Source organism: Anaerococcus kampingae, assembly GCF_046365475.1.
Taxonomy (GTDB): Bacteria; Bacillota; Clostridia; order Tissierellales; family Peptoniphilaceae; genus Anaerococcus; species Anaerococcus kampingae.
In genome coordinates this window covers 18,851-40,993 of record NZ_JBGMEF010000017.1, presented here as the reverse complement: position 1 = coordinate 40,993, position 22,143 = coordinate 18,851, and the positions used below count along the sequence as shown (strand labels likewise).

General features: G+C 36.4%; 17 protein-coding genes and 2 pseudogenes. 17 read left to right on the top strand and 2 right to left on the bottom strand.

The annotated features are described in order from the left end of the window. Positions 1–111: 111 nt before the first annotated feature. The 14 genes and pseudogenes from ACCQ42_RS03630 (at position 112) to ACCQ42_RS03565 (ending at position 14,260) form a co-directional block, all read left to right on the top strand. Positions 112–633 carry a cysteine hydrolase family protein gene (locus tag ACCQ42_RS03630; protein ID WP_410035414.1) on the top strand — a complete coding sequence of 174 codons (522 nt, stop codon included), beginning with the start codon at positions 112–114 and terminating at the stop codon, positions 631–633. A 107-nt stretch (positions 634–740) separates the two neighbouring features. After that, positions 741–2,186 (top strand): annotated as a pseudogene (locus ACCQ42_RS03625) (6-phospho-beta-glucosidase). Further along, positions 2,186–3,070, top strand: coding sequence for an ROK family protein (locus ACCQ42_RS03620; RefSeq protein ID WP_410035413.1), 885 nt, complete (start codon positions 2,186–2,188; stop codon positions 3,068–3,070). The pseudogene ACCQ42_RS03625 and the gene ACCQ42_RS03620 overlap by 1 nt, the downstream one beginning before the upstream one ends. 340 nt (positions 3,071–3,410) lie before the next feature. Then, entirely contained in the window at positions 3,411–3,584 is a 174-nt protein-coding gene (locus ACCQ42_RS03615; RefSeq protein WP_311531154.1) for a type I restriction-modification system subunit M N-terminal domain-containing protein, read from the top strand. 758 nt (positions 3,585–4,342) lie between these two features. Then, complete coding sequence (locus ACCQ42_RS03610; RefSeq protein ID WP_410035412.1) at positions 4,343–5,170, top strand: class I SAM-dependent methyltransferase; 828 nt, start codon at positions 4,343–4,345, stop codon at positions 5,168–5,170. A 51-nt stretch (positions 5,171–5,221) separates the two neighbouring features. Continuing rightward, entirely contained in the window at positions 5,222–5,848 is a 627-nt protein-coding gene (locus ACCQ42_RS03605) for an L-2-amino-thiazoline-4-carboxylic acid hydrolase (RefSeq protein ID WP_311531113.1), read from the top strand. A 171-nt stretch (positions 5,849–6,019) separates the two neighbouring features. Then, a pseudogene (locus ACCQ42_RS03600) lies at positions 6,020–6,115 on the top strand (alpha/beta fold hydrolase); the annotation flags it as partial. A 10-nt stretch (positions 6,116–6,125) separates the two neighbouring features. Beyond that, a complete protein-coding gene (locus ACCQ42_RS03595; RefSeq protein WP_410035410.1) occupies positions 6,126–6,629 on the top strand; it encodes a hypothetical protein in 504 nt (167 codons plus the stop codon). Positions 6,630–6,664: 35 nt separating this feature from the next. Continuing rightward, positions 6,665–7,105: a GNAT family N-acetyltransferase gene (locus ACCQ42_RS03590; RefSeq protein WP_265215233.1), complete on the top strand. Its 441-nt coding sequence runs from the start codon at positions 6,665–6,667 to the stop codon at positions 7,103–7,105. Between the two features lie 140 nt (positions 7,106–7,245). Further along, on the top strand, positions 7,246–7,602 hold the full coding sequence (locus ACCQ42_RS03585) for a hypothetical protein (RefSeq protein ID WP_265237291.1): 357 nt from the start codon (positions 7,246–7,248) through the stop codon (positions 7,600–7,602). A gap of 8 nt (positions 7,603–7,610) precedes the next feature. Next, positions 7,611–8,324: a copper homeostasis protein CutC gene (locus tag ACCQ42_RS03580; protein WP_410035409.1), complete on the top strand. Its 714-nt coding sequence runs from the start codon at positions 7,611–7,613 to the stop codon at positions 8,322–8,324. A gap of 102 nt (positions 8,325–8,426) precedes the next feature. After that, positions 8,427–9,371, top strand: coding sequence for an L-lactate dehydrogenase (locus tag ACCQ42_RS03575; RefSeq protein WP_410035438.1), 945 nt, complete (start codon positions 8,427–8,429; stop codon positions 9,369–9,371). Positions 9,372–9,897: 526 nt separating this feature from the next. Continuing rightward, a complete protein-coding gene (locus tag ACCQ42_RS03570) occupies positions 9,898–11,970 on the top strand; it encodes an efflux RND transporter permease subunit (protein WP_410035407.1) in 2,073 nt (690 codons plus the stop codon). Continuing rightward, on the top strand, positions 11,963–14,260 hold the full coding sequence (locus tag ACCQ42_RS03565) for a hypothetical protein (protein WP_410035406.1): 2,298 nt from the start codon (positions 11,963–11,965) through the stop codon (positions 14,258–14,260). The genes ACCQ42_RS03570 and ACCQ42_RS03565 overlap by 8 nt, the downstream gene beginning before the upstream one ends. Before the next feature lie 969 nt (positions 14,261–15,229). Here the strand turns inward: ACCQ42_RS03565 and ACCQ42_RS03560 are convergent. Then, the gene (locus tag ACCQ42_RS03560; protein ID WP_265237300.1) at positions 15,230–15,805 is read right to left on the bottom strand and encodes a xanthine phosphoribosyltransferase; all 576 of its coding nucleotides are present in this window, start codon (positions 15,803–15,805) and stop codon (positions 15,230–15,232) included. 135 nt (positions 15,806–15,940) lie between these two features. Here ACCQ42_RS03560 and ACCQ42_RS03555 point away from each other — a divergent pair, with 135 nt between their 5' ends. The 3 genes from ACCQ42_RS03555 to ACCQ42_RS03545 are packed head-to-tail and all read left to right on the top strand — an operon-like array spanning position 15,941 to position 19,390. Further along, positions 15,941–16,633, top strand: coding sequence for a DeoR/GlpR family DNA-binding transcription regulator (locus ACCQ42_RS03555; protein WP_265237302.1), 693 nt, complete (start codon positions 15,941–15,943; stop codon positions 16,631–16,633). Continuing rightward, the gene (gene pfkB / locus ACCQ42_RS03550; RefSeq protein ID WP_410035405.1) at positions 16,630–17,535 is read left to right on the top strand and encodes a 1-phosphofructokinase; all 906 of its coding nucleotides are present in this window, start codon (positions 16,630–16,632) and stop codon (positions 17,533–17,535) included. The genes ACCQ42_RS03555 and pfkB overlap by 4 nt, the downstream gene beginning before the upstream one ends. Continuing rightward, positions 17,525–19,390 carry a PTS fructose transporter subunit IIABC gene (locus tag ACCQ42_RS03545; protein ID WP_410035404.1) on the top strand — a complete coding sequence of 622 codons (1,866 nt, stop codon included), beginning with the start codon at positions 17,525–17,527 and terminating at the stop codon, positions 19,388–19,390. Before pfkB ends, ACCQ42_RS03545 begins: the two co-directional genes overlap by 11 nt. 108 nt (positions 19,391–19,498) lie before the next feature. Here ACCQ42_RS03545 and ACCQ42_RS03540 read toward each other — a convergent pair whose 3' ends face one another. Beyond that, on the bottom strand, positions 19,499–21,649 hold the full coding sequence (locus tag ACCQ42_RS03540) for an ABC transporter substrate-binding protein (RefSeq protein ID WP_410035403.1): 2,151 nt from the start codon (positions 21,647–21,649) through the stop codon (positions 19,499–19,501). Positions 21,650–22,143 lie beyond the last annotated feature (494 nt).

The window sequence follows — 22,143 nt, the reverse complement described above, 5'->3', positions numbered from 1 at the left end:
TTAGCTAATTAACTTATTTTTGTGCTATAATATAAGTAAGTGATAAACTAAATTGTAAGAATGTCCTTATTTGATTTAAGTAAGAGAATTCTAGATAGAAAAGGAGTGAAAATGAAGGTATTAATAGTAGTGGATTTACAAAATGATTTTATAGATGAGGCACTCGGCAATGCTGGCAATGACGCAATAGTTGAACCTATTGATAGGCTAGTAGAAAATTTTGATGGGGAAGTTATCTTTACCAGAGATACCCACGATGATGATTACCTAGCTAGCCTTGAAGGCAAGCACCTTCCAGTAAGCCACTGTATAAGGGGGACTTGCGGCTGGCAAGTAAGAATTGACACCAGGGGCAAAAAAATCATAGATAAGCCATCCTTCGGCTCTTATGAGCTTGTGGAATATCTAGAAAACTTAAATAAAAAAGAAAAAATTGACCAGATTTATATGGTTGGAATTTGTACAGATATTTGCGTGATTTCCAACGCCCTTATGATCAAAAATGCCCTTCTTGATACAGAAGTCACAGTCATAGAAGACCTCTGCAAGGCCACAAGCGAAGCAGCCCACCAAACAGCCATAGATGCCATGAAATCTTGCCAGGTTAATATAATAAAATCCCAAGACCTTTAAAAATAAAAAGCTTAAGCAAAATCTCCTGCTTAAGCTTTTATTTTTATGATTTTTAGACCCTATAATTGGGTACTTTTATAAGAAGATAGTTTTTGCATAAAATTTTTATGAAAAATAAGGAGAGTAAGATGACATTTAGAGATGATTTTTTGTGGGGAGGAGCAACAGCTGCTAACCAATGCGAAGGAGCCTATGATGTAGATGGCAGGGGTCTTGCCAATGTTGATCTTTGCCCTGTGGGAGAAGACAGGGTCGCTGTAATTACAGGCAGAAAAAAGATGTTAGAATTTGATGATGACCACTTTTATCCAGCCAAGGAATCTATAGACATGTATCACAGATACAAGGAAGATATAGCCCTTTTTGCTGAAATGGGCTTTGGAGTTTATAGGTTTTCTATAGGATGGACAAGAATTTTCCCAAAGGGCGATGAAGAAAAGCCAAATGAAGCAGGTCTAAAGTTTTATGAAGACCTCATAGATGAATGCCTAAAATATAATATAGAACCTCTAATTACCATAACCCATTTCGATTTTCCAATGCATCTAATCCAAGAATATGGGGGCTGGAGAAATAGAAAAGTTGTCGATTTTTATCAAAATCTCGTAAGGACAATCTTTACAAGATTTAAGGGCAAGGTCAAATACTACCTAACCTTTAACGAAATAAATGTAATCCTTGCAGCACCATTTATGGGAGCAGGCTTATGCTTTGAAGAGGGTGAAGACGTTGAAAAGACCATGTACCAAGCCATCCATAACGAGTTCTTGGCAAGCGCCTATGCTACAAAAATTGCACACGAAATAGATCCAGAGATAAAAGTAGGTTGCATGCTAAATTCAGGAACAATTTATCCTGCTACATCCAACCCAAAAGACATATTCCATGCACAAAAGACAGCCAGAGATAATTATTTCTTCACAGATGTACAAGTAAGGGGCTATTATCCAACTTATAAACTAAGAGAGCTTGAAAGAAAAGGAATCTTGCCAGAAATAACAGAAGAAGATAAGAAAATCCTAAGGGAAAATCCGGTAGATTTTGTATCAATATCCTATTACACCACAAAAACAGTAAGTGCTGACAAAGATATCAAGCTTTCAGAATCCAACCTACAAATTACAGTAGATAATCCATACCTAGAAAAAACCGAATGGGGTTGGCAAGTAGATCCACAAGGTTTTAGGACAACCATAAACGAAATCTATGACAGGTATCAAAAGCCAATATTTGTAGTAGAAAACGGCCTAGGAGCTGTCGATAGGGCTGATGAAAATGGCTATGTGAATGATGATTATAGGATAGACTTTTTAAGAGACCATATCAAGGCCATGAAAGATGCGGTAGAACTTGATGGAGCAGATGTCATAGGATACACAACTTGAGGACCAATAGATTTAGTATCAGCATCCACTGGTGAAATGAGTAAGAGATACGGCTTTATCTATGTAGACCGTGATGATTACGGCAAGGGCAGTCTCAAGAGAACTAAGAAAAAATCATTTGATTGGTACAAAAAAGTCATAGGATCAAACGGCGAGGACCTTGACTAATGTATTTAGTTTTTGATGTAGGCGGCACCCACAGCAAATATGCCCTGATGGATGACAAAGCCGAAATTAAAGAAAGGGGAAAATTTGACACAGTAAGGACAAATAGAGAAGACTTTGTCGAATCCCTAGAAAATATTGTAGACAAATACAAGGACCAAATAAGTGGTATAGGCCTATCCATGCCAGGCTTTATAGATTCAGAAAAAGGTTTTATGGTAAATGGAGGCAGCCTTTCTTATATCAAAAATTGGCCAATAGTTGATGAATTAAGCAAGAGATTTGGCAAAGTTGTGACAGTAGAAAATGATGCTAGGTGCGCGGCCCTAGCTGAATATTGGCAAGGAAATCTCAAAGCCTATAAGAACTCTGTGACCCTAGTCTTAGGAACAGGAATAGGCGGGGCAATCATGATAGATGGAAAGATCTACAGGGGAAGTGACCTAATAGCAGGAGAATTATCCTTTATCCTTACAAATATTATGGCAGAAAGAAAAATGGAAAATTCTATGTGTGCCATAGCAAGTGTGCCTCAAATGGTGGGAAAAGTGGTAGAAAGGCTAAATTTAGCAAAAGAAAATGCAAATGGGGAATATGTATACTCCCTTGCAGAAAATGGCGATGAAGTAGCCCTAGAAGAAATAAGGGCCTACCTATCAATCATAGCCTTTTTGATCTATAACCTAAACCTAGTCCTAAACCCAGAAATCTTTGCCATAGGCGGAGGCATAAGCAGGCAAGAATTGACCCATACAATCCTAAAAGAAGAGCTAGAAAAAATCTACGACTCAATGGGACTTGACCTAAAGGTACCAAAGCTAACAAATTGCAAATTTTTCAACGACGCCAACCTCATAGGCGCTCTTTATAAACATATAAAAAATTAAAAACAAAAACGGAGTTAGGCCTTGGCTTAGCTCTATTTTTATGCCACAGGATTTGCTTATATATTAAAATAAATTTAAAGGGGGATATTAAAAGAAAGTTAATGGGGGATATTAAAGCAAACTTAAAAGAGAATATACAAGTATTAATAATACAAGATAGACTAAGACTATCCTTAAAGTTACTTCAATACCTATTAAATTAAATCGGGACATTTTAAGATAATTTGATATATATATAAGCAGGGAGAATATTATATAATAAAGTTAAGAAATCGTAAACAGAGGAGAAATCATAACTGAAAACTTAACAGCTACTGGCAATATCGACCCAGATTAGTCGATAGACATAAGCCAGGAAGCTAATTTTATATGGGTCATAGCCAATAAATTAAGGGGCGTCTATATACCTGACAAATACGGGAATGTCATCATCCAAATGACAATAATTAGGAGATTTGAATTCGTCCTTGAGCCGACTAAGGATGAAATTTTTAAAGACTACAAGGAAGAGTAGCAATAAAAATGCAATTTGTAGGAAAGGAGTATGGGCAAGGGTTTATGTTAAAAATAGAATCTAAAATACAAGAAAAAGTCATGTCTTTAGTGTATTGTGTATTTTTTCTCTTTACTTTTAGCTCTTCATAGCCTTGTGACTTGTATGCATTTACCCATCTTTTTACTATTTCCTGATGAGAAAGTTTATATTTTTAGATAAAGATTTATATGAGATATTTGTTTCTAAATATTCCTTTGCTACTTTTATTTTAAATTCTGTGCTATATTTTGCCATTAAAAAATTTACCTCCTTTGGTTAGTTTTTTGGTCTAACTTTTCGGGTCAGTACATTTTCGGGCTAGCTTTATTTTTTTCTTAGTTTAAGGCAGTAGATTATATATTTGAAAGGAACCAGTCTTATATGCTATAATGAAAGTGATAATTGATATCATGCGATAAAAGAAGGCCTTTAACTGTTACTTTATACAAGACTATATTGATAGGTCATTTGGGCTTCTTCTTGATGTTTTTGGGAGATATGACCTTATATTATGATCCTAATGATTATGATGGCAAGCCCTATTTACACCCATATTTCTTTTGATTCTCACTCCCCTTGTTGATAGATTTCCAAAGGGTTTGAATATGATTATTCGCGGTGGTTGGTTTAACTTAATATATTTTGTTTACTACCTAACCTTATTGATAAACTATACTAATATGAATTTATAAGCTTATAAGTCAGGGATTAAATTTATTATTTACAGGAGAAAATTTATGAAAAAATTAAATTTTATTGATAACAAGAAAACAAAAGCTGACTACAAAAACTGGGTTCCTGAAAGCTTGTTAAGGAATTTAATACTTGCAAGCCTCGTGGCTTTTATCCTGTTTATAGCCCTGGGTGTCAGTGATTTTGTACTTAGCGGAAGAACTCGTCTTATCTTTGCCATTATTCTTGGATATGCAACGCTGAAACTTACTTTTTTTGCAATTTGGATGAGATTACTATATAGGGCTTTTGATTACAATGGAAAAAGAAAGCTTGCCAAAATAATTATAGAAAAGACTGCAGCTTATGTAAAAATTCCTGATGGTGGACTTGGACTTGACGTAGGATGTGGTAGTGGAGCTCTTACTATAGCTTGTGCAAAGAGAAATCCAAAGGCGACCATGGTGGGCTGTGACATATGGAAAGGTTCATATAAAACTGAATTTTCTAAAGAACTCTGTAAAAATAATGCAAAATTAGAGGGAGTAGAAAATGTGAGATTTGAAGAAGGAAATGCAGTGGATCTTCCTTTTGAAGATGAAAGTTTTGATGCAGTAACAAGTAACTACGTTTATCACAATATAAGTGGGAAAAACAAACAAAAACTTTTACTGGAGACATTGCGTGTGCTAAAAAAAGGTGGAGTTTTTGTCATCCATGATCTGATGAGCAAGTCAAGATACGGAGATATGAATAAATTTATCGAAAAGCTTAAAAAAGATGGCTACGAAGATGTGCAATTAATTGATACAACAAAGGGGCTTTTTATGGGTCACAAAGAAGCCTTATTCTTGGGACTTTACGGCTCAACTCTTCTTATTGGGAGAAAATAAAATTGTATATAAATTATTAGACAAATTTAGAAAGTTGATAGGGTGTGCAAGATGAAATACAAAGCTTTTTATTTCTTATTATTTAAAGGTCCAATGAAGAAAGTTCTTACAGAAAAGTATGATAAAGTATATAGTTCAGAAATTATTAAGAAGAGTAAAAAAATTTATCGAAAATTAATAGAAGAGGCAGATGATATCGGCGATGACAATCCAATGGCATACAATGAGATGTTCGCCCTTGTCTTTGTTGCTCCATATATAGCAAGTGAGAAAAAAATTTCACCAGAAATCATTCAAGAGATGATGCGAAGAACTCTTTATTCTTTTAAATGGTATTTTTCCTTAGTCAACCTCAACACTAAGATAGGAAAACAGGCCAATAAGAAAAATATTCTTAAGTATTACAAGTGGTATACAGCAGAAAAAGAAAAGCTCTATCCTACATCCTTTAAGGTTGATTTTGTGGGAGAACCCTATGAGGGTGCTTGTTATTATAGAATTACACGCTGTCCCATTTGTGCTTACACAAAGAAGCTGGGTGTCGATGAATTAATGCCCCTATTTTGTGAGCTTGATGAGCTTATGATAAGTCTTGAGCATGGAATACTTCACAGAAAAGATACCATAGCAAATGGAGCAGATTGTTGTGATTATTTTATTACAGGCGATAGAGAATAAAGTTAAGTTACAAAAATAAGTATTGGTAAAAACTTATAAATGATTATTAATGAAGGTGTGAAATGAGTTTGACTTATAAAATTGCATCAGAAATAGTAAGACTTCTTGGGGTCAAAAAATGTTTTAAAGAACAAGGATCAGATGCTTGAGTATGCAAAGGTAGAAAATGCAAAGGCAGTATTTGAAGGAATGGGCCACGGACAATTTCTCCACGAACACCCTCAAGAATACGCTAAGAAACTAAAAAACTTTTTAGAAAATAAATAAGGAGAATATTATGGATATAACAAGAGCAATATTAGATGGAATTGCAATGGCTGCTATCTTTAACGGTTCAGTGGCAGCTTTTGTACTGATTAACCCAAGATTTTTCTTCGATTCTTATCCAAAGGCAATTCAAAATTCGGCTCCAGTAAAAATGACAAAGGGAGAAAAAAGAATAAATTTCATACTTACATATGTAATTTCAATAATATGTTTGATATATGGAGTGGCCTCTCTTTTACATACGGGAACAAGAGGACTTAGAGATCTTTTCTGGATGAGCTATATTCAGTGGATAATATTAAACTTTGGAGATTTCCTTTTGTTGGATATACTTTTATTCCAAGGAAAGTACAAGGATAGGATAGTCATACCAGGCACAGAAGGGCATGAGGACTACAAATTTGGAAATTGGATGAAACATTTGGCCATTAAGGAACATTTTATCTTGATGCCATTACTAATTCCAACAGTATCCATAGTCCAAGCTTGGCTAGTGGTGTTACTGGGATTATAAAATAAATTTGATTAAGAAATCTCGAGGAGAAAAATTTGGAAATTAGAAAAATATCAAAATCAGATTTAGAAGAATTAGCAAAGTTAATGGTAGATGTCTATAATGGTCCACCTTGGAATGATAAATGGACAGCAGAAACAGCCCTAGAATCTTTAACCGATATTTCAGATTTTCCTAAATTTTTTGGCAATCTAATTGTCGATGGAAATAAAATAATTGGTGCAATAATTGGTCATATAAGAAGATATGCGACTGAATCAACTTTTTATATTGATGAGTTTTTCATTTCTGAAGAATATAGGGGGACAGGTCTGGCAAAAAAACTTTATCAAACAAGTATAAAAGAATTGCAGGAAAGAGGTATAAGCGGTGCATTTTTCACTACTTTAAAAAATTCTCGAGCCTATAATTTTTATGTAAAACAAGGCGCTTGGGATTTGAAAGATTCTTCATGCTTCTACCATAAATTTTTCTAAAGGTAATTTAAAAATATAAGATGTTTTGAAGCAAGGATAGGCAGGGCCGAGAGCTGGCCTTTCACCTATATTCCATGAAGCAAGCCATCGAGGAGGGCTTTATCATCGATGTCCTCCAGTAATATGTGACCTATGAAACCATGAATATGGGTAGGGGAAGCCTAGGGTCTGATAATAAGAAAAAGCTTTCTGAAATAATTGATGATATAAATGCTAGGACTGGGTTGAATCTGGATGTGGATGAGGCATCAAGGGCTATCATGCAGATTAGGGACCTGATGATGAGGTCTGATGACCTTAGAAAGTCAGCGAGAAATAATAGCGAGGATGACTTTAGATTTTCCTTCTATTCTGATGTAGAAGATGCCTTGATTGCTGGCTTTGACCAAAATAGGGATTTTTATAGCTTGCTTTTGGACAATAAGGATATACAAAAAGAGGTCTTGGGACTATTTATACCAGGCCTTTATAAGAATTTGAGGCAGGATAATATTTAGGAGGGCTTATGAAATTAGAAGTGTGTATTGATTCTTATGATTCGATGATTTCAGCTGTAGTGGCTGGGGCTGATAGGGTTGAGATTTGTTCAGCTCTTGACCTTGATGGTCTTACTCCATCGGTGGGTCTTGTGAGGATGTGTGAGCCTTATGATATTGAAAAATATGTGATGATTAGACCTCGTCCTGGGCATTTTACCTATGATGGGCTAGAGCTTGCCCAGATGAAGGAGGAGATTATGGCCTTTAAGGATATGAAGATCCACGGCTTTGTCTTTGGTGTCCTTGATGCTGATGGCAAAATTGACATAGAAACTATGAAAGAACTTGTTTATCTGGCCTATCCAAAGTCTGTGGCCTTTCACAGGGCCTTTGATTATTCAATTGGTGGGGAAGATCAGGTTGAGGACTTAATTAAGATGGGAGTTGAGCGAATTCTTACATCTGGCAAGAAGCCTAAGGCTATAGATGGCTTAGATTTAATAAGAGATTTGCAAGAAAAATACGGTGACAAAATCGAAATTATGGCTGGTTCTGGAATAAATTCTTCAAATATCAAGGAGATTTACGAAAAAACTGGGATTGAGTCTTTCCATATGTCAGCTAGAGATTATTACCAAACAGAGACCTCCTATAATAATTTTGGAGGGGCTTTTTCTGATTATTCTTATGCGGTCGGGATAGAAATTGAGATGGCGAGGGAAGTTCTCGATTCTCTTTAAAAATTTTTTCCTTTTTGTGACCTAGGTCATAGTAAGTTTTTATATTTTTGATAAAATTATTATAGAAACGTTGAGTAGAATAGATTGAAAGGAAAAATAATGATTAAAGATAGTAAGATTATATTAATTGGTGATGGAGCTGTTGGTTCATCTTTTGCCTATGCTGCTACCCTTTGGGGTATCGGCAGAGAGCTTGGAATTATAGATATCAATGAGGATAAGGCTGAGGGAGATGCCATGGACTTATCTGATGTTTTAAGTTTTGCAAGACCTAAGAAGATTTATAAGGCTAACTATAGCGATTGTGCTGATGCTGAGCTTGTTGTAATTACAGCAGGTGCACCACAAAAACCAGGCGAAACTCGTCTAGACCTTGTAGATAAGAATTTGAAGATTTTTAAGGATATGATTGGCAAGATTAAGGATTCAGGATTTGAAGGAATCTACCTAGTAGCTGCTAACCCTGTTGATATCCTAACTTACGCTACCTGGAAATATTCAGGTGCAGACTGCAACAAGGTTATAGGATCTGGTACAAGCCTTGATACATCTAGGTTTAAGAAGGAAATAGCCAAGCTTGTTGGTATCGATCCAAGAAGTGTGGATACCTATATCCTAGGTGAGCACGGAGATACAGAATTCCCTGTTTGGAGCCATACAAATATAGGTGGCCTTCCACTATACGAATGGGTGTCTAAGCATTCGCAAGTCGATGAGATGGAGCTATTAGCTACTTTCGATAAGGTTAAAAATGCAGCCTATGAGATCATTAATAAGAAGGGGGCAACCTTCTACGGAATAGGAGCAGCCCTAGCCCGCCTAGCACAAGCTATAATTAATGATGAAAAGGCAGTTTACTCAACATCATCCTATCTTGATGGTGAATATGGCCAAAAGGATATCTATATAGGAGTGCCAACAGTAATCGGCAAGGATGGTGCAAAATGGGTAATCGACGTGCCTTTAACAGATACAGAGCAAGAAAGAATGGACAAGTCTGCAGCTACCCTAAGAAAGGTAATGGAGGATGCAGGCCTATACGATTAATAGGCTCATTAGTCTATGAAAATAGCCATAGCCAAGCTATGACTGGCAAATCCCACAAATACATTTAACTAAATATTAACTACTATTACACTATTAACCCTAGCTTGGCTAGGGTTTTCTTTATATTCTTTTTTATAAAATCTAATTTTTTAAAAATATTTTTCTTCTTGGACTTTTGGCTTAAATTAGGACTTTTTTTCAATAATAGATAAATATTTTTATTTTATTAATTATAAATCATATTATTTCAAAACTTGAATATTATGTTGGTAGGTGTATTATATAGCCAGGACATGAAAAATATATTTTAAGATATATAAGTTAAGACCTATTATTTCTTAAAAGATGGCTTAAAAACATTTACAATATTAAGTTTCTTAATAAAGTGTAAATAATATATTATGAATCATAACTTATTAAGTGCCTTTTACTAGTAGGAATATTTCATAAAAGCCAATTTTAAAGAATCTTTAGGTCTTAGCTTGTGGCTGAATTATTTAGTCCGAATTTAGAAAGGAAGTTAGAAATGAAAAAAATATCTAAATTTATTTCCTATCATCCAAGATTAGTTTTACTTATTATGACCTTATTGCTCATTCCTTCTTGGATAGGATATAAGTCTACTGGTGTCAATTATGATATCTTGTCATATTTGCCAGCTGATCTAGAGTCCACCCAGGGCCAGGAAATCTTGGATAAGGATTTTAAAAATGCTGCTACGGGCATGCTAATCCTTAAGGGGACTGACCATGATGCGGATGTGCTTAAAAATGAAATCCTTAAGATTGATGGGGTGGAGGATGTAATTTCCAAGTCTTCTATACTTGGCGATACGGTTCCAAATGAATTTTTGCCAGATGAAATCAGGGATGCCTTTTATGCGGAGGATTCTACCCTGCTTATGGTTAAATTTTCTGAATCATCTTCATCTATAAGGACTATGGAGGCTATTGATGCCATAAAGAGCCTTGAGTCTAAGGAAAAATACCTAAGCGGGATTTCTTCTTTGGTTAAGGATACTAAGGATTTGATTGATAAGGAAACTCCAATCTATGTGGCTCTTGCTGTTGCACTTGCCCTTGTGGTCTTATCCTTTGCCAACGAATCAACTATTATCCCATTTTTGTTTATGCTAAATATTGGCTATGCGATTTTGTATAACTTTGGGACCAACTTATTCCTTGGGGAAATTTCCTATATTACCAAGGCTATTGCAGCTGTTTTGCAGCTGGCTGTTACTACAGACTATTCGATTTTCCTCTATCACAGGTATGTAGAAAAGAAGAGGAAAAATGAAAGCAAAAACGAGGCTATGGCCAAGGCCATTGATTCAACCCTTGCGTCTATCTTTGCCTCATCCCTTACTACCTTTGCAGGATTTTTGGTCCTCTTACTTATGCAATTAGGCCTTGGTAAAGATATTGGCTTGGTAATGAGTAAGGGCGTACTTTTGGGCCTTATTTCAACAGTAGTTGTCTTACCACCAATGATTTTGATGGCAGAAAAACTTGTAAATAGGTTTAACCACAAGGTCTACCTACCTAGTTTTGAAAGAACAGCCAATTTTACAATTAAAAATAGGAAGAAACTCTTCATAGTATTTTTGCTCTTGTTCCTACCAGCTATCTACGGGTCAAGGAATACCGACCTTTACTACAACTTAGATAGGTCTCTCCCTCAAGATTTGGATTCAATAGTTGCGCTAAATAAGATGAAAAAGGACTACAAGATGGCTTCAAGCCACTTTATAGTAGTAAAAGATGACCTATCAAAGACATCTGTTAATTCCATGATTGAAGAAATTGAAAATGTGGATGGGGTTAACAATGTACTTAGTATAAATTCTATGACAGGCCTAACCCTACCTAGCGAATATTTACCAGATAAGCTTAAGAAGAATTTTGAGCAAGCTGGCTATCAGATGATAATGGTAAATTCCAAATATCAGACAGCCTCAGATGAGGTAAATAAGCAAATTTCAGCTATAGATAAGATTGTAAAGGCCCATGACCCAGAGGGCAAGCTCACTGGTGAAGCAGTTCTTACAAAGGATTTGACAATATTATCAGACAGGGACTTTAAAATGGTAAATATCGTATCAATCGCAGTGGTATTTTTAATCATTGCCCTAGTCTTTAAGTCACTTGCAATTCCAATAGTTTTGATTGCTGCAATTGAGTTAGCTATTTTTATAAATATGGGAATCCCATTTTATTTTGGCCACACCATCCCATTTATTACATCGATAATTATAGGGGTAGTTCAATTAGGTTCAACCATTGACTATTCAATCCTGATGATGGATAGGTTCCTCTTTGAATATAAAAAGCACAGAAATCTCGAAAAGGCCCTCGACCTTTCAGTCAGGGAAACTTCAAAATCAATTGTTACATCAGCCCTAGCCTTTTTTGCGGCGACAATTGGCGTTGGTATCTATTCAAAAATGGAGATTGTTTCGACTATTTGTATTTTCTTGGCAAGGGGTGCGATAATTTCAATGCTTGTAATTATTATCTTCCTACCAGCATTAATTGGAATCACCCTTCCATTTATAGAAAAAACTACTAAAGGATTAAAGAAAGGAAATGAAAATGAATAAAAAATTTACAAAGGCCCTTGCAGTTTTAAGCGTAAGCGCAATCCTTGGAGGTAATATAGCTTACGCTGCTGAGCCTAAGGCTAGCAAAAATGAAACAGTTTATGTAAGCAAGGAAGCAGGGGAGATTAAAGATAAGACTGTTTCTGTTTGGATAAATAAGGATGAGAAGGCCAAGCTTAAGGATAAATCAGACCTTAAGGATATCAAAAATCTAGAGACCGATGAGAAAATCGAGGCCAAGGATGGCCAGATTGACATAGATAGTGATGTCAAAGACTTTTATTACCAAGGTAAGACTGACAAGGACTTGCCAGTGGATGTGGAAATAAAATACCAACTTGACGGTAAGGATATAACTTATAAGGACCTAGATGGAAAATCAGGTAAGCTAAAAATCACCATAAGTGCCCATAATAAAGTAAAATCTAGCCTTAAGTCAGGAAAAATTATCTATTCACCTTACCTAGTTGCAAGTGAGATGACCTTTGCTGATGACCAGGTTAAAAATATTAAGGCTGATTCTGCAAAGATTATAAAAGATGGGAAAAACCAGATAGTTACAGGCATCCTAACACCTGGAATGAGGGATAATTTCGATGGAATACTTGATGGAGACAAGCTCGATAAGTTTAAAGATGAGATTGAAATTGAAATGGAAGTTGAAAATTTCAAGCCAAGCGAGGCCTATCTTGTAATTACCAATGAAATTTTCCAAGATGGCAAGACTTTGGATTCCCTTGATGACCTTGATCAAGGGATAGGGGAATTAACAGCAAATGCAGGCAAACTAGTCGATGCATCAGCTAAGCTTAAGGATGGATCAGCTAGCCTAAATCAAGGTCTAGGAGACCTTGCAGGTGGAGCTGATAAGCTAGCAAATGGTTCCCAAAGATTAAAGGATGGCTTTGATCAGATGAGTGGTGCCTTTGCAGGTCTTCCAGAAAAGATTGGCCCAATGCAAGAAGCCATAAGCGCCCTAAATAATGGAGGGGCAAGGCTAAATGCAGGCCTTGGCCAATATACAGGAGGAGTTGCTGAGGTAAATTCAAATATGACCGCCCTCTTAGAAGGGGCTGATGGCCTAAATCAAGGGGCCAATGACCTAGATGCTGGAATTAAGGATCTTAGCCAGGGCCTTGTAAGTATGAAAGAAAAAATATCTGAAGGATCTGATGGAAATGATTTGGCAGAATTTGCTAAGGGCATCAAGACCCTAAAGGCAGGAATCGATGATTTTAGCCAAAAAATAGATCCTATGGCTGATTCCTTAAATAAGTTAAGTGCTGGCTTAGAAGAGGCAAGCAAGTCTCAAGTGAGTCTTGCAGGAGGTCTTGAAAAACTAAATGAGGCAAGCCAAAATGCCCCATCTAGTCAAGCAACTCTAGCAAGTATAAATGAAAAGGCGTCTGCTCTTGAAAATCAAATAGCAAGCCTTGAATCGAAAAACCTTGACGGGTCATTGACAGGAGAGATAGAAAGCCTAAGAGCCATCCAAAGTGGACTTTATAAAGATGCTACAAATCTTACTGCAAGTGCCAAGGCAAATGCCAGTATCTCAGCTGGTTTAAATCAATTAAGTCAATCATCAAATGACCTTACATCAGGTCTGGGCAAATTAAATCAAGGATTAGCAGAGATGGCAAGTCAAGTAAATTCTTCTAAGGAAGACTTAAACCAGGCATCAGATGCTCTAGGAGCAGGACTTGCCAAGCTTGACCAAGGCTTAGAAAAAAGCGACTTGATGAAATTAGCTGAGGCCTTCGACCAATTAGACCAGGGACTTTCTAAATTAAAGGCAGGTTCCGAGAAATTAGCAGCAGGTACCAGTAGGAATAAGGAAGGTGTAGAAAAACTTGCCCAAGCCTTAAATCTTCTTGATTCAAAATCAGAAGAATTAAAGACAGGCTCAGAACAATTGGCAGGTGGTCTAAGTGAATTTAATGAAAGATCTAAGGCCCTAAAAGACCTAACATCTATAAATGACAAGGCCTTAAATCCAATGGCCCAAGGCCTAAACGACCTAAATAAAGGAATCCTGGACCTAAGAGCAGGAGCCTTAAAATTAAAAGAAGGATCTGACACCTATAAGGCAAAATATGACGAATTTGACTCAGGCCTTAGAAGATATAAGGCAGAAGGCATAGATAAATTAGAAGAAAAGACTGGCGATTTAGACAAGGCCAAAGAAGTCCTAGACCAAATGTCAAACCTTGCTAGGAAAAATAATTCAATCTCAGGCACAAGTAATGAATTTGAAACCAGATCAAGGATTATAGAAAAGATTAGATAAGAAAATTAATGTTGAAAAACAAGGGATTTGTTATATAATAATACCAAGAGAAGCCACCTCTTACAAAGCAGAGTAATTGAGTAACACAAATTCACAAAAAAGACCCTAGCTGGTGACTAGGGTCTTTTTAATTATTTGTCCATAGAATCTGATATCTTGCTTGTTAAAAGCAGAATTAGGCCTACAAACAATGGAAAATAAAAATTTTCCCATAGTAATTGAGTTAACATGAACTCACCTCCCTCCACCTAAATAATATATGGTGTTAGGCAAGTTTATTATATCATATCTTGATAAAAGTAGACAATAAGTAAGCTTGAAAAATGGGGGATTTGTTATATAATAATACCAAGAGAAGCCACCTCTTACAAAGCAAATGATGGTAGTCGTGATTAGACTCACGAAAAAAGACACTAGGCCTAAACTAGTGTCTTTTTGATTTAATTGTCCATAGAATCTAAAATCTTGCTTGCTAGAAGCAGGATTAGACCTACAAACAACGGAAAATAAAAATTTTCCCAAATGATGGTTGTCATTATAGACTCACCTCCCTCCACCTAAAAATATAGGGTGTTAGGCAAGTTTATTATATCATATCTTGATAAAAGTAGACAATAAGTAAGCTTGAAAAATGGAGGATTTGTTATATAATAATACCAAGAGAAGCCACCTCTTACAAAGCAAAGTATAAGAGTAGTGATATAACTCACTAAAAAATACCCCAGCTGCAATCTGGGGTATTTTTTGTTATTATTTGTTCATAGAATCCCAATACTTGCTTACAAAAAGCAGGATTAGTCCCACGAACAATGGAAAATAGAAATTTTCCCAAAGTATAAGAGTTAGCATTATAACTCACCTCCCTCCACCTAAAAAATATAGGGTGTTAGGCAAATTTGTTATATCATATTTATATATTTAAACACAAAAAAGCTGGTTAAGGTTATTTTTCTTACCAGCTTTTAATTTTTATTCTCCTACAAAGGTGATTTTGCCTTCTTCTAGTTTCGCAATTCTTGCTAGGGAATAGATATCAACTCCCATTTCTTCTACAAGGGCCCTACCATCTGAGAATGACTTTTCTACAACTATACCTAGTCCTACAGGGTTGGCGCCTGCTTGTCTGCAAAGAGCTACCATGCCTTTGGCTGCTTGACCATTAGCTAGGAAGTCATCGATCATGAGGATGTTTTCTCCTTCTTTTAAGAAGTTTTTATCTACTATTAGCTCATTTGTGACTTGTTTGGTAAATGAATATACGCTTGAGTGGTAGACATCTTCACTTGTTGTGAGAGATTGTTTTTTTCTTGCAAAAACACAGTTTACTTCTAGTTCTAGGGCTGTGGCAAGGGCTGGAGCAATACCAGATGATTCAACAGTTAGGACCTTATCGATGTTTTTGTCTTTAAAGTAGGCAGCAAACTCTTCTCCCATTTTATGTATAAGTTTGGCATCTATCTGTTGGTTTAAAAATGAATCTACCTTTAGTATGTTTGGACCAATAACAATTCCGTCTTTGAGAATTCTTTCTTCTAGTTCTTTCATCATATCTCCTTATCATATCAAATCAATATTTGTAAGCTTTTTATAATTATAATTCTTTTCTAAAATTAGTCAATTTTTGAGAAGTTATGATTGTTTTTGATTGACTTTGAATGAATTTGATGTTATAATATTAACATGATATTAGAAAAAAGATTAGATCTTATAATTTCAACCCTCAAGAAAGAGGAGAAGGTATCAAATAAGGTCCTAACTGAAAAGCTTAAGGTAAGCGAGTCTACTCTTAGGCGTGACTTAGATTATTTACAAAAGCAAGGCAAGATAAGAAGAGTGCATGGAGGTGCAGTTCTTAATATCAATCCTAGCGAGCTAAATTATCTTGACAATGAAAGGGTCCACACCAAGGAGAAGGCAGCAATTGCCAAAAAGGCGGGAGGCCTTATAGGAGATGCCAAATTTATTTATTTAGATGCTGGTTCTACCTGCCATCAAATCCTTGACTATCTGGATATGACAATGGATATAAAGATAGTAACAAATGGTCTTATGCATGTAGAAAAGCTGATTTCTAAAAATATCCCAACCCTCATTCTAGAAGGGGAGATAAAGCCATCAACTATGGTGATAACAGGGATTAAGACCTTAGAATCCATAAGCTCTTACAATTTTGACCTAGCCTTTATTGGGGCCAATGGTTATGATGAGGAGGGCTTTTATACAGCAGATACTAATGAGGCTGTAGTTAAGGCAAAGGCAATAGAAAATGCGACTAGGGCCTATGTCTTGGCAGATTCTTCTAAGGAAAATATCAAGTACTTTGCAAGGATAGCAAAAAGGGAAGATGTAGAACTAATAAGGGAGGAAGGATGATTTACACAATTACGACAAATCCATCAATTGACTATATCATGAGATTTGATAAGTTTAGCGATGGGGCCACAATCAGGGCTTATGAAGATGAAAAATATCCTGGTGGCAAGGGGATTATGGCAAGTAAAATCCTCAAAAACCTCGGAGAAGACCCTATAAATCTGGGTTTTGTGGGTGGTTTTATTGGAGAATATATAGCAAGTGGTGTAAGAGACTTGGGTCTTAAGGAAAAATTTGTAAGGATTGCAGACAATTCAAGGATCAATGTCAAATTAAAATATGACCACGAAACAGAAATAAATGCCAAGGGCCCAAACATTTCCAAGGAAGAAGTGGAAGAATTTTTTACAAGCCTTAAGGAAATTAGTGGAGATGACATAATAGTTATCTCAGGCTCCCTTCCATATAGCCTTGATGAAGATTTTTATAAAAAGGTCATAGAGGCTACAGGGGCAAAATTTACCATAGATATAGCTGATAAGAGGGTGCTTGATTATCTAAAATACAAGCCACTTCTAATTAAGCCTAACAAGGAAGAGCTTGGTAAGATTTTTGAAACAGAAATCACCGATGAAAATATGGTTAAATACGCCAAAAAGCTCAACCAGCTTGGGGCGCAAAATGTAATAGTTTCTCTAGGAGCGGAAGGGTCTATCTTTGTAGATGATAATATCGCCCTAAGAGCTAAACCTATCAAAGGAAAGCTTGTAAATTCAGTAGGTTCTGGAGATAGTATGGTGGGAGGTTTCGTCTACGGACTTGTAAATGCTTACGATAAGACAGATGCCTATAAGCTTGCAGCAGCCTGTGGAAGCGCAACAGCATTTAGTCCTGATATAGCTGAAAGGACAATGATTAACAATATTTTAAGGGAAATAGAGGTAGAAGAAATTGGAAATTAGAGATTTACTAAAAAAGGATCTGATGATCCTAGACTTAAAAGCAGACAGTAAGGAAGCTGCTATCGATGAAATCGCAGCAAAGTTTTTTGAAAAAGGCTATGTAAAAAGTGCAGAAGACTTTGCAGCTGGCCTTAGAGAAAGAGAAGCCCAAGGCTCAACAGCTCTTGGAGAATCAGTAGCCATCCCTCACAGCAAAAACGCAACAGTAATAGAACCTGCAGTTCTCTTTGCTAGAAAAATCGGAGGACTTGATTACGATGCCCTTGATGGGGAGGCGACAGAAATATTTTTTGCAATAGCAGCTCCAGACGGGGAAAATAACCTCCATGTTGCAACACTTGCAGAATTATCAAAGATGATAATGAAAAATGGTTTTATCGCTGACCTTAAGAAGGTAGAAAATCCTGAAGATGTATATGGAGTGATTGATAAATATTCAGAAGCTAAAAAAGAAGAAGTCGTTGAAGCTTCTCCAGCTGATAAAAAAGCTTGCCATATCCTAGCTGTAACAGCTTGTCCAAATGGTATTGCCCACACCTACATGGCCCAAGAAGCCCTAGAAAAGGCAGCTAAGGCTAAGGGAGCAAATATCAAGGTAGAAACAAATGGATCTGATGGAATCAAAAATAGACTCACCCAAGCAGAAATAGATGCGGCTGATGTTATAATAATTGCAGCAGATAAAAAGGTAGAAACAGCCAGATTTAACGGCAAAAAGCTAATCCAAAGACCAGTATCAGATGGGATTAGAAAGGCAGATGAGTTAATTGACCAGGCCCTAGCAGGCAAGGCCAATATTTATCATGAAGAAGGCGGAGCCAGCCAAGAATACGCCGAAGAGAGCCAATCTCTTGGACAAAAAATCTACGGAGACCTCATGAATGGTATTAGCCATATGCTACCATTTGTAATCGGTGGTGGAATCCTAATGGCTATCTCCTTCCTAATAGAAAGATTTGCAGGCAATGAATCAGTGGTCTTCACCTTCCTAAATGGACTTGGTGGAGATGCTTTCAATTTCCTAATTCCAATCCTTGCAGGCTATATAGCCTACTCAATAGCTGACAGACCAGGTCTAATGCCAGGTATGGTTGCAGGACTTATGGCAAGCCGTGGAGCAGGCTTTATTGGCGGACTAATCGGAGGTTTTATAGCAGGTTATGTAGTAAACTTCCTTAAGAAAGCTTGTAAAAACCTACCAAAGACCGTAGAAGGTCTAAAACCAATGCTTATCTACCCAGTTCTTGGCCTATTTATAGTTGGGGCAATCATGTTCTTTGTAATAGATCCAATTTTTACTGGAATAAACACAGCTATCAATAACTGGCTAACAGGACTTGGCGGAGCAAACATGGTAATCCTTGGTGCCCTCCTTGCAGCAATGATGGCAGCAGACATGGGTGGCCCAATCAACAAGGCAGCCTACGCCTTTGCAATCGGAGCCTTCACAGACACAGGCATTGGAACCTTCATGGCAGCAGTAATGGTAGGCGGCATGGTACCACCAATTGCCATAGCAATAGCAACAACTTTCTTCAAGAATAAATTCAACGAAGAACAAAAGAAGACAACAATTACTAACTATATCCTAGGTGCATCCTTCATCACAGAAGGAGCAATCCCATTTGCAGCAGCTGAGCCACAAACAGTCCTTCCATCATGTATAGCAGGATCAGCCCTTGCTGGTGCTATAGTAGGATATTTCGGAGTAAGCGCTCCAGCCCCACACGGAGGAATCTTCATCCTTCCAGCAATGTCAAGCCTAAACCAAGCCCTACTCTTTGTAGGTGCAGTAGTAATAGGCGCTGTAGTTGGCGGCCTAATCCTTGGAGCAATCAAGAAAAAACCAGAATAATAAGCTAGCTAAGCTTTTAAATCATTAATAATATTGACGGATTTTTAAAAAGTCTAAGATAGGAAAAAGACGAGGAATGAAAATGTCCTCGTCTTTTTATAATAAATTTTATTTTTCGATTGTCATTGCGTTGATTTGGTCACATGCTTGCCATACTGGTGTGATGACATCAAAGCCTTTAATCCTGTTTGAATATCCTGTGTGGAATACATTTGAATATAGTGGGATTTCTGGTAGGTAGTCGTTATACCATTTTTGGAATTCTTCCCATTTATCTAGGTAGCCTTCTTTGTCAGATGGATCTGTTTTTCTTAAACTTGCAGTTACTTCATCAGCCTTTGGATCGTTAACCTTGCTTCTGTTAAATGGTCCTTCTGATGAGTAGTAGAACCATGGGTCAAATGGTGTAGCAAAGTCTGAAGCCATTGAAAAAGCTGTATATTGTGCATCTTCTTTTGGGAAACTCAAATAATCCATTAGGGTTGAGAATGAGCCTGCTGTCACATTATATTCCATACCAGCTTGCTTAGCATTTGGAGGAAGTTGGTTTGATATTAGGGTTGTAATTGGTGATTGTTCTGCTCCATATTGGTTAACAACGAGCTTGTTTCCATTCTCGTCATACCTATAATAGTCGAAGCCGTCTTGGTTTTTGTTAAATTCATCTAGTGCTTTTGCCTTATCCCATGGACTCTTGCCGTCTTTTTCGAACTTGTAAGGAGTTTTGTCTAATAATTCATTTGCCTTATCAATATTTAAAATCCAGTTTGTAAGTTTTTCTTGTAAATCTGCTCCTCTTTCCTTATACATCCATTGGCTTTGGCCATACATACCATTTGTTACTACACCATAACCACCTAGGAAGGCTTGAACAAATTCGTTCCTGTCCATTAAGCTTGCTATAGCTTGTCTTACTTCCTTGTATTTAGTTGCTCCTCTGTCTGTTAAAAAGATTATATTTCCATAACCATTTCTTTCATAAGAAGATAAGCCTATTTTTCCAGCCTCTTGTGCTTTTTTGAGTTGGGCAATTTTCCCACCATCAGTTTCAGCTTCCCAAATGTCGATGTCGCCATTTTCTAGTAGGTCTGGGCCTATATTTCTATTTACCAATTGAACTATGATGTGAGGTATGCTAGCTTTTTGGCCTTTGAAATTGCCTTGGTAATTCTCATTAAGGTCAAGTTTAACCATGTTATTTTCAAATTTATTGAACTTGTAAGGACCGCAAGTTACTGCAGGATTAAACCTGTAATCGCTTGTTTCTTTTATCATGGCTTCTTCAATTAGAAGTCTTGTTGGGTCAACATCTCCGCTTTTACGAGCTTCGAGGTCTTTTTCTTTTTGATCTAATTCTTCTTTAGCTTTTTTGTAATCTTCGCTTTCCTTATCCTCTCCTTCATTATCTTTGTCAAAGTTTTCTTTTAGGAGGGCAATTTGATTATCTATAGATTTTTTGTAATTTTCTTTGTCCTTGTCAGTCACTTGGTAACCTTCTTTAACAACAAGTTTCTTGCCATCTTTTGATACAGCCAAGTTTTGACCAATATAGTGAAGAGGTGTTGGGCCTGCATTAGATAAGGCTTGGGCTTCAAAATATGGTAATTGTGAAGCATCAACTGTGATAGAGAAAGTATAATCATCAATCTTTTCTAGACCTTCAAATGAGTCTGTATCACCCTTTTTGAAAGCCTCGAATCCCTTAAGAGAATCACCACCAACATTTAAAGAGCCTGTAAGAGTGTTAAAGTCCTTATCAGATTCTAGTAGGATTCCAAAAAGATAATCATCAGCTGTGATAGGCTCGCCATCTGACCATTTCAAATCTTTTTTGATTGTGTATTTGGTGGTCATAGACCCATCTTTATTCTTGATGAGCTCAGGTTCTTTTTCTAGGGCTGCGGTATTTGTTTGGAACTGACCATATTCATCTATAACATAACAATTATAGCCATTATTTCCTTCAATACCCATAAACTTTCTAACATTTACATCATTAGCGTCATTATTGTAGCCTTGGATGAAGTCTCCATTAATAGTGCTAACACCCAAAACTATGGTATCATCAGCTGTCTGCTTTTCAAAATCATCAAGATTTTCTTTTTGACCATCCTCTAAAGGTTGGGCATTCTTGTTTTCCTCTTGTCCACTTGCCCCATTTCCCGCATCGTTTGTAGAATTTGAATTGGATCCACAAGCCGAAAGACTTAGGACTAAAGCCAAAGCCAATAGGGATGAATAAAGTTTTTTGTTTTTCATACTAACCTTCCTTTTATCTATGTATATTTTATAAATATTTAAAACTCTACTCTCATTATTCATTCGGGTCAAAGATTTTTGTATATATATTAATTTTCTTTTTTAAATTTAGTAGATTTCTAGGTTTGGCAATATCAGGATAAAGGACTTTGCACTTTCGGTTTTTTCTTTTCCTAAAGTGTTTATATTCATCTTTTATTCGCATTCTTATCTTGGTATTTATAATATGTTTGTATATAAATATATTTATATAGATTTTTTAATTTTTAAGTAAAAGTTAATCTTGATTAATTTACTAGGTCTTGTATAATCTAAATATAATAAATTGACATGAAAAAGAAGAGAATATATAAGCGAGTATTACAGAGAAAGTTAGGTAGCTGAGATAACTATATGAGCAATATATTTATGCATCTTTGAGTCGGGTAGGCGAAAATAGTAGCTTATCACAGGTTCGCCTGTTATAGCGAGCGGAGTTATTTGACTCCCATGAG

Excerpts from the sequence above, each read along its gene's own strand:
- ACCQ42_RS03630 (WP_410035414.1), top strand. The coding sequence starts at position 112 with ATGAAGGTATTAATAGTAGTGGATTTACAAAATGATTTTATAGATGAG.
- ACCQ42_RS03620 (WP_410035413.1), top strand. The coding sequence starts at position 2,186 with ATGTATTTAGTTTTTGATGTAGGCGGCACCCACAGCAAATATGCCCTG.
- ACCQ42_RS03610 (WP_410035412.1), top strand. The coding sequence starts at position 4,343 with ATGAAAAAATTAAATTTTATTGATAACAAGAAAACAAAAGCTGACTAC.
- ACCQ42_RS03605 (WP_311531113.1), top strand. The coding sequence starts at position 5,222 with ATGAAATACAAAGCTTTTTATTTCTTATTATTTAAAGGTCCAATGAAG.
- ACCQ42_RS03595 (WP_410035410.1), top strand. The coding sequence starts at position 6,126 with ATGGATATAACAAGAGCAATATTAGATGGAATTGCAATGGCTGCTATC.
- ACCQ42_RS03585 (WP_265237291.1), top strand. The coding sequence starts at position 7,246 with ATGAATATGGGTAGGGGAAGCCTAGGGTCTGATAATAAGAAAAAGCTT.
- ACCQ42_RS03580 (WP_410035409.1), top strand. The coding sequence starts at position 7,611 with ATGAAATTAGAAGTGTGTATTGATTCTTATGATTCGATGATTTCAGCT.
- ACCQ42_RS03570 (WP_410035407.1), top strand. The coding sequence starts at position 9,898 with ATGAAAAAAATATCTAAATTTATTTCCTATCATCCAAGATTAGTTTTA.
- ACCQ42_RS03565 (WP_410035406.1), top strand. The coding sequence starts at position 11,963 with ATGAATAAAAAATTTACAAAGGCCCTTGCAGTTTTAAGCGTAAGCGCA.
- ACCQ42_RS03560 (WP_265237300.1), bottom strand. The coding sequence starts at position 15,805 with ATGAAAGAACTAGAAGAAAGAATTCTCAAAGACGGAATTGTTATTGGT.
- ACCQ42_RS03555 (WP_265237302.1), top strand. The coding sequence starts at position 15,941 with ATGATATTAGAAAAAAGATTAGATCTTATAATTTCAACCCTCAAGAAA.
- pfkB (WP_410035405.1), top strand. The coding sequence starts at position 16,630 with ATGATTTACACAATTACGACAAATCCATCAATTGACTATATCATGAGA.
- ACCQ42_RS03540 (WP_410035403.1), bottom strand. The coding sequence starts at position 21,649 with ATGAAAAACAAAAAACTTTATTCATCCCTATTGGCTTTGGCTTTAGTC.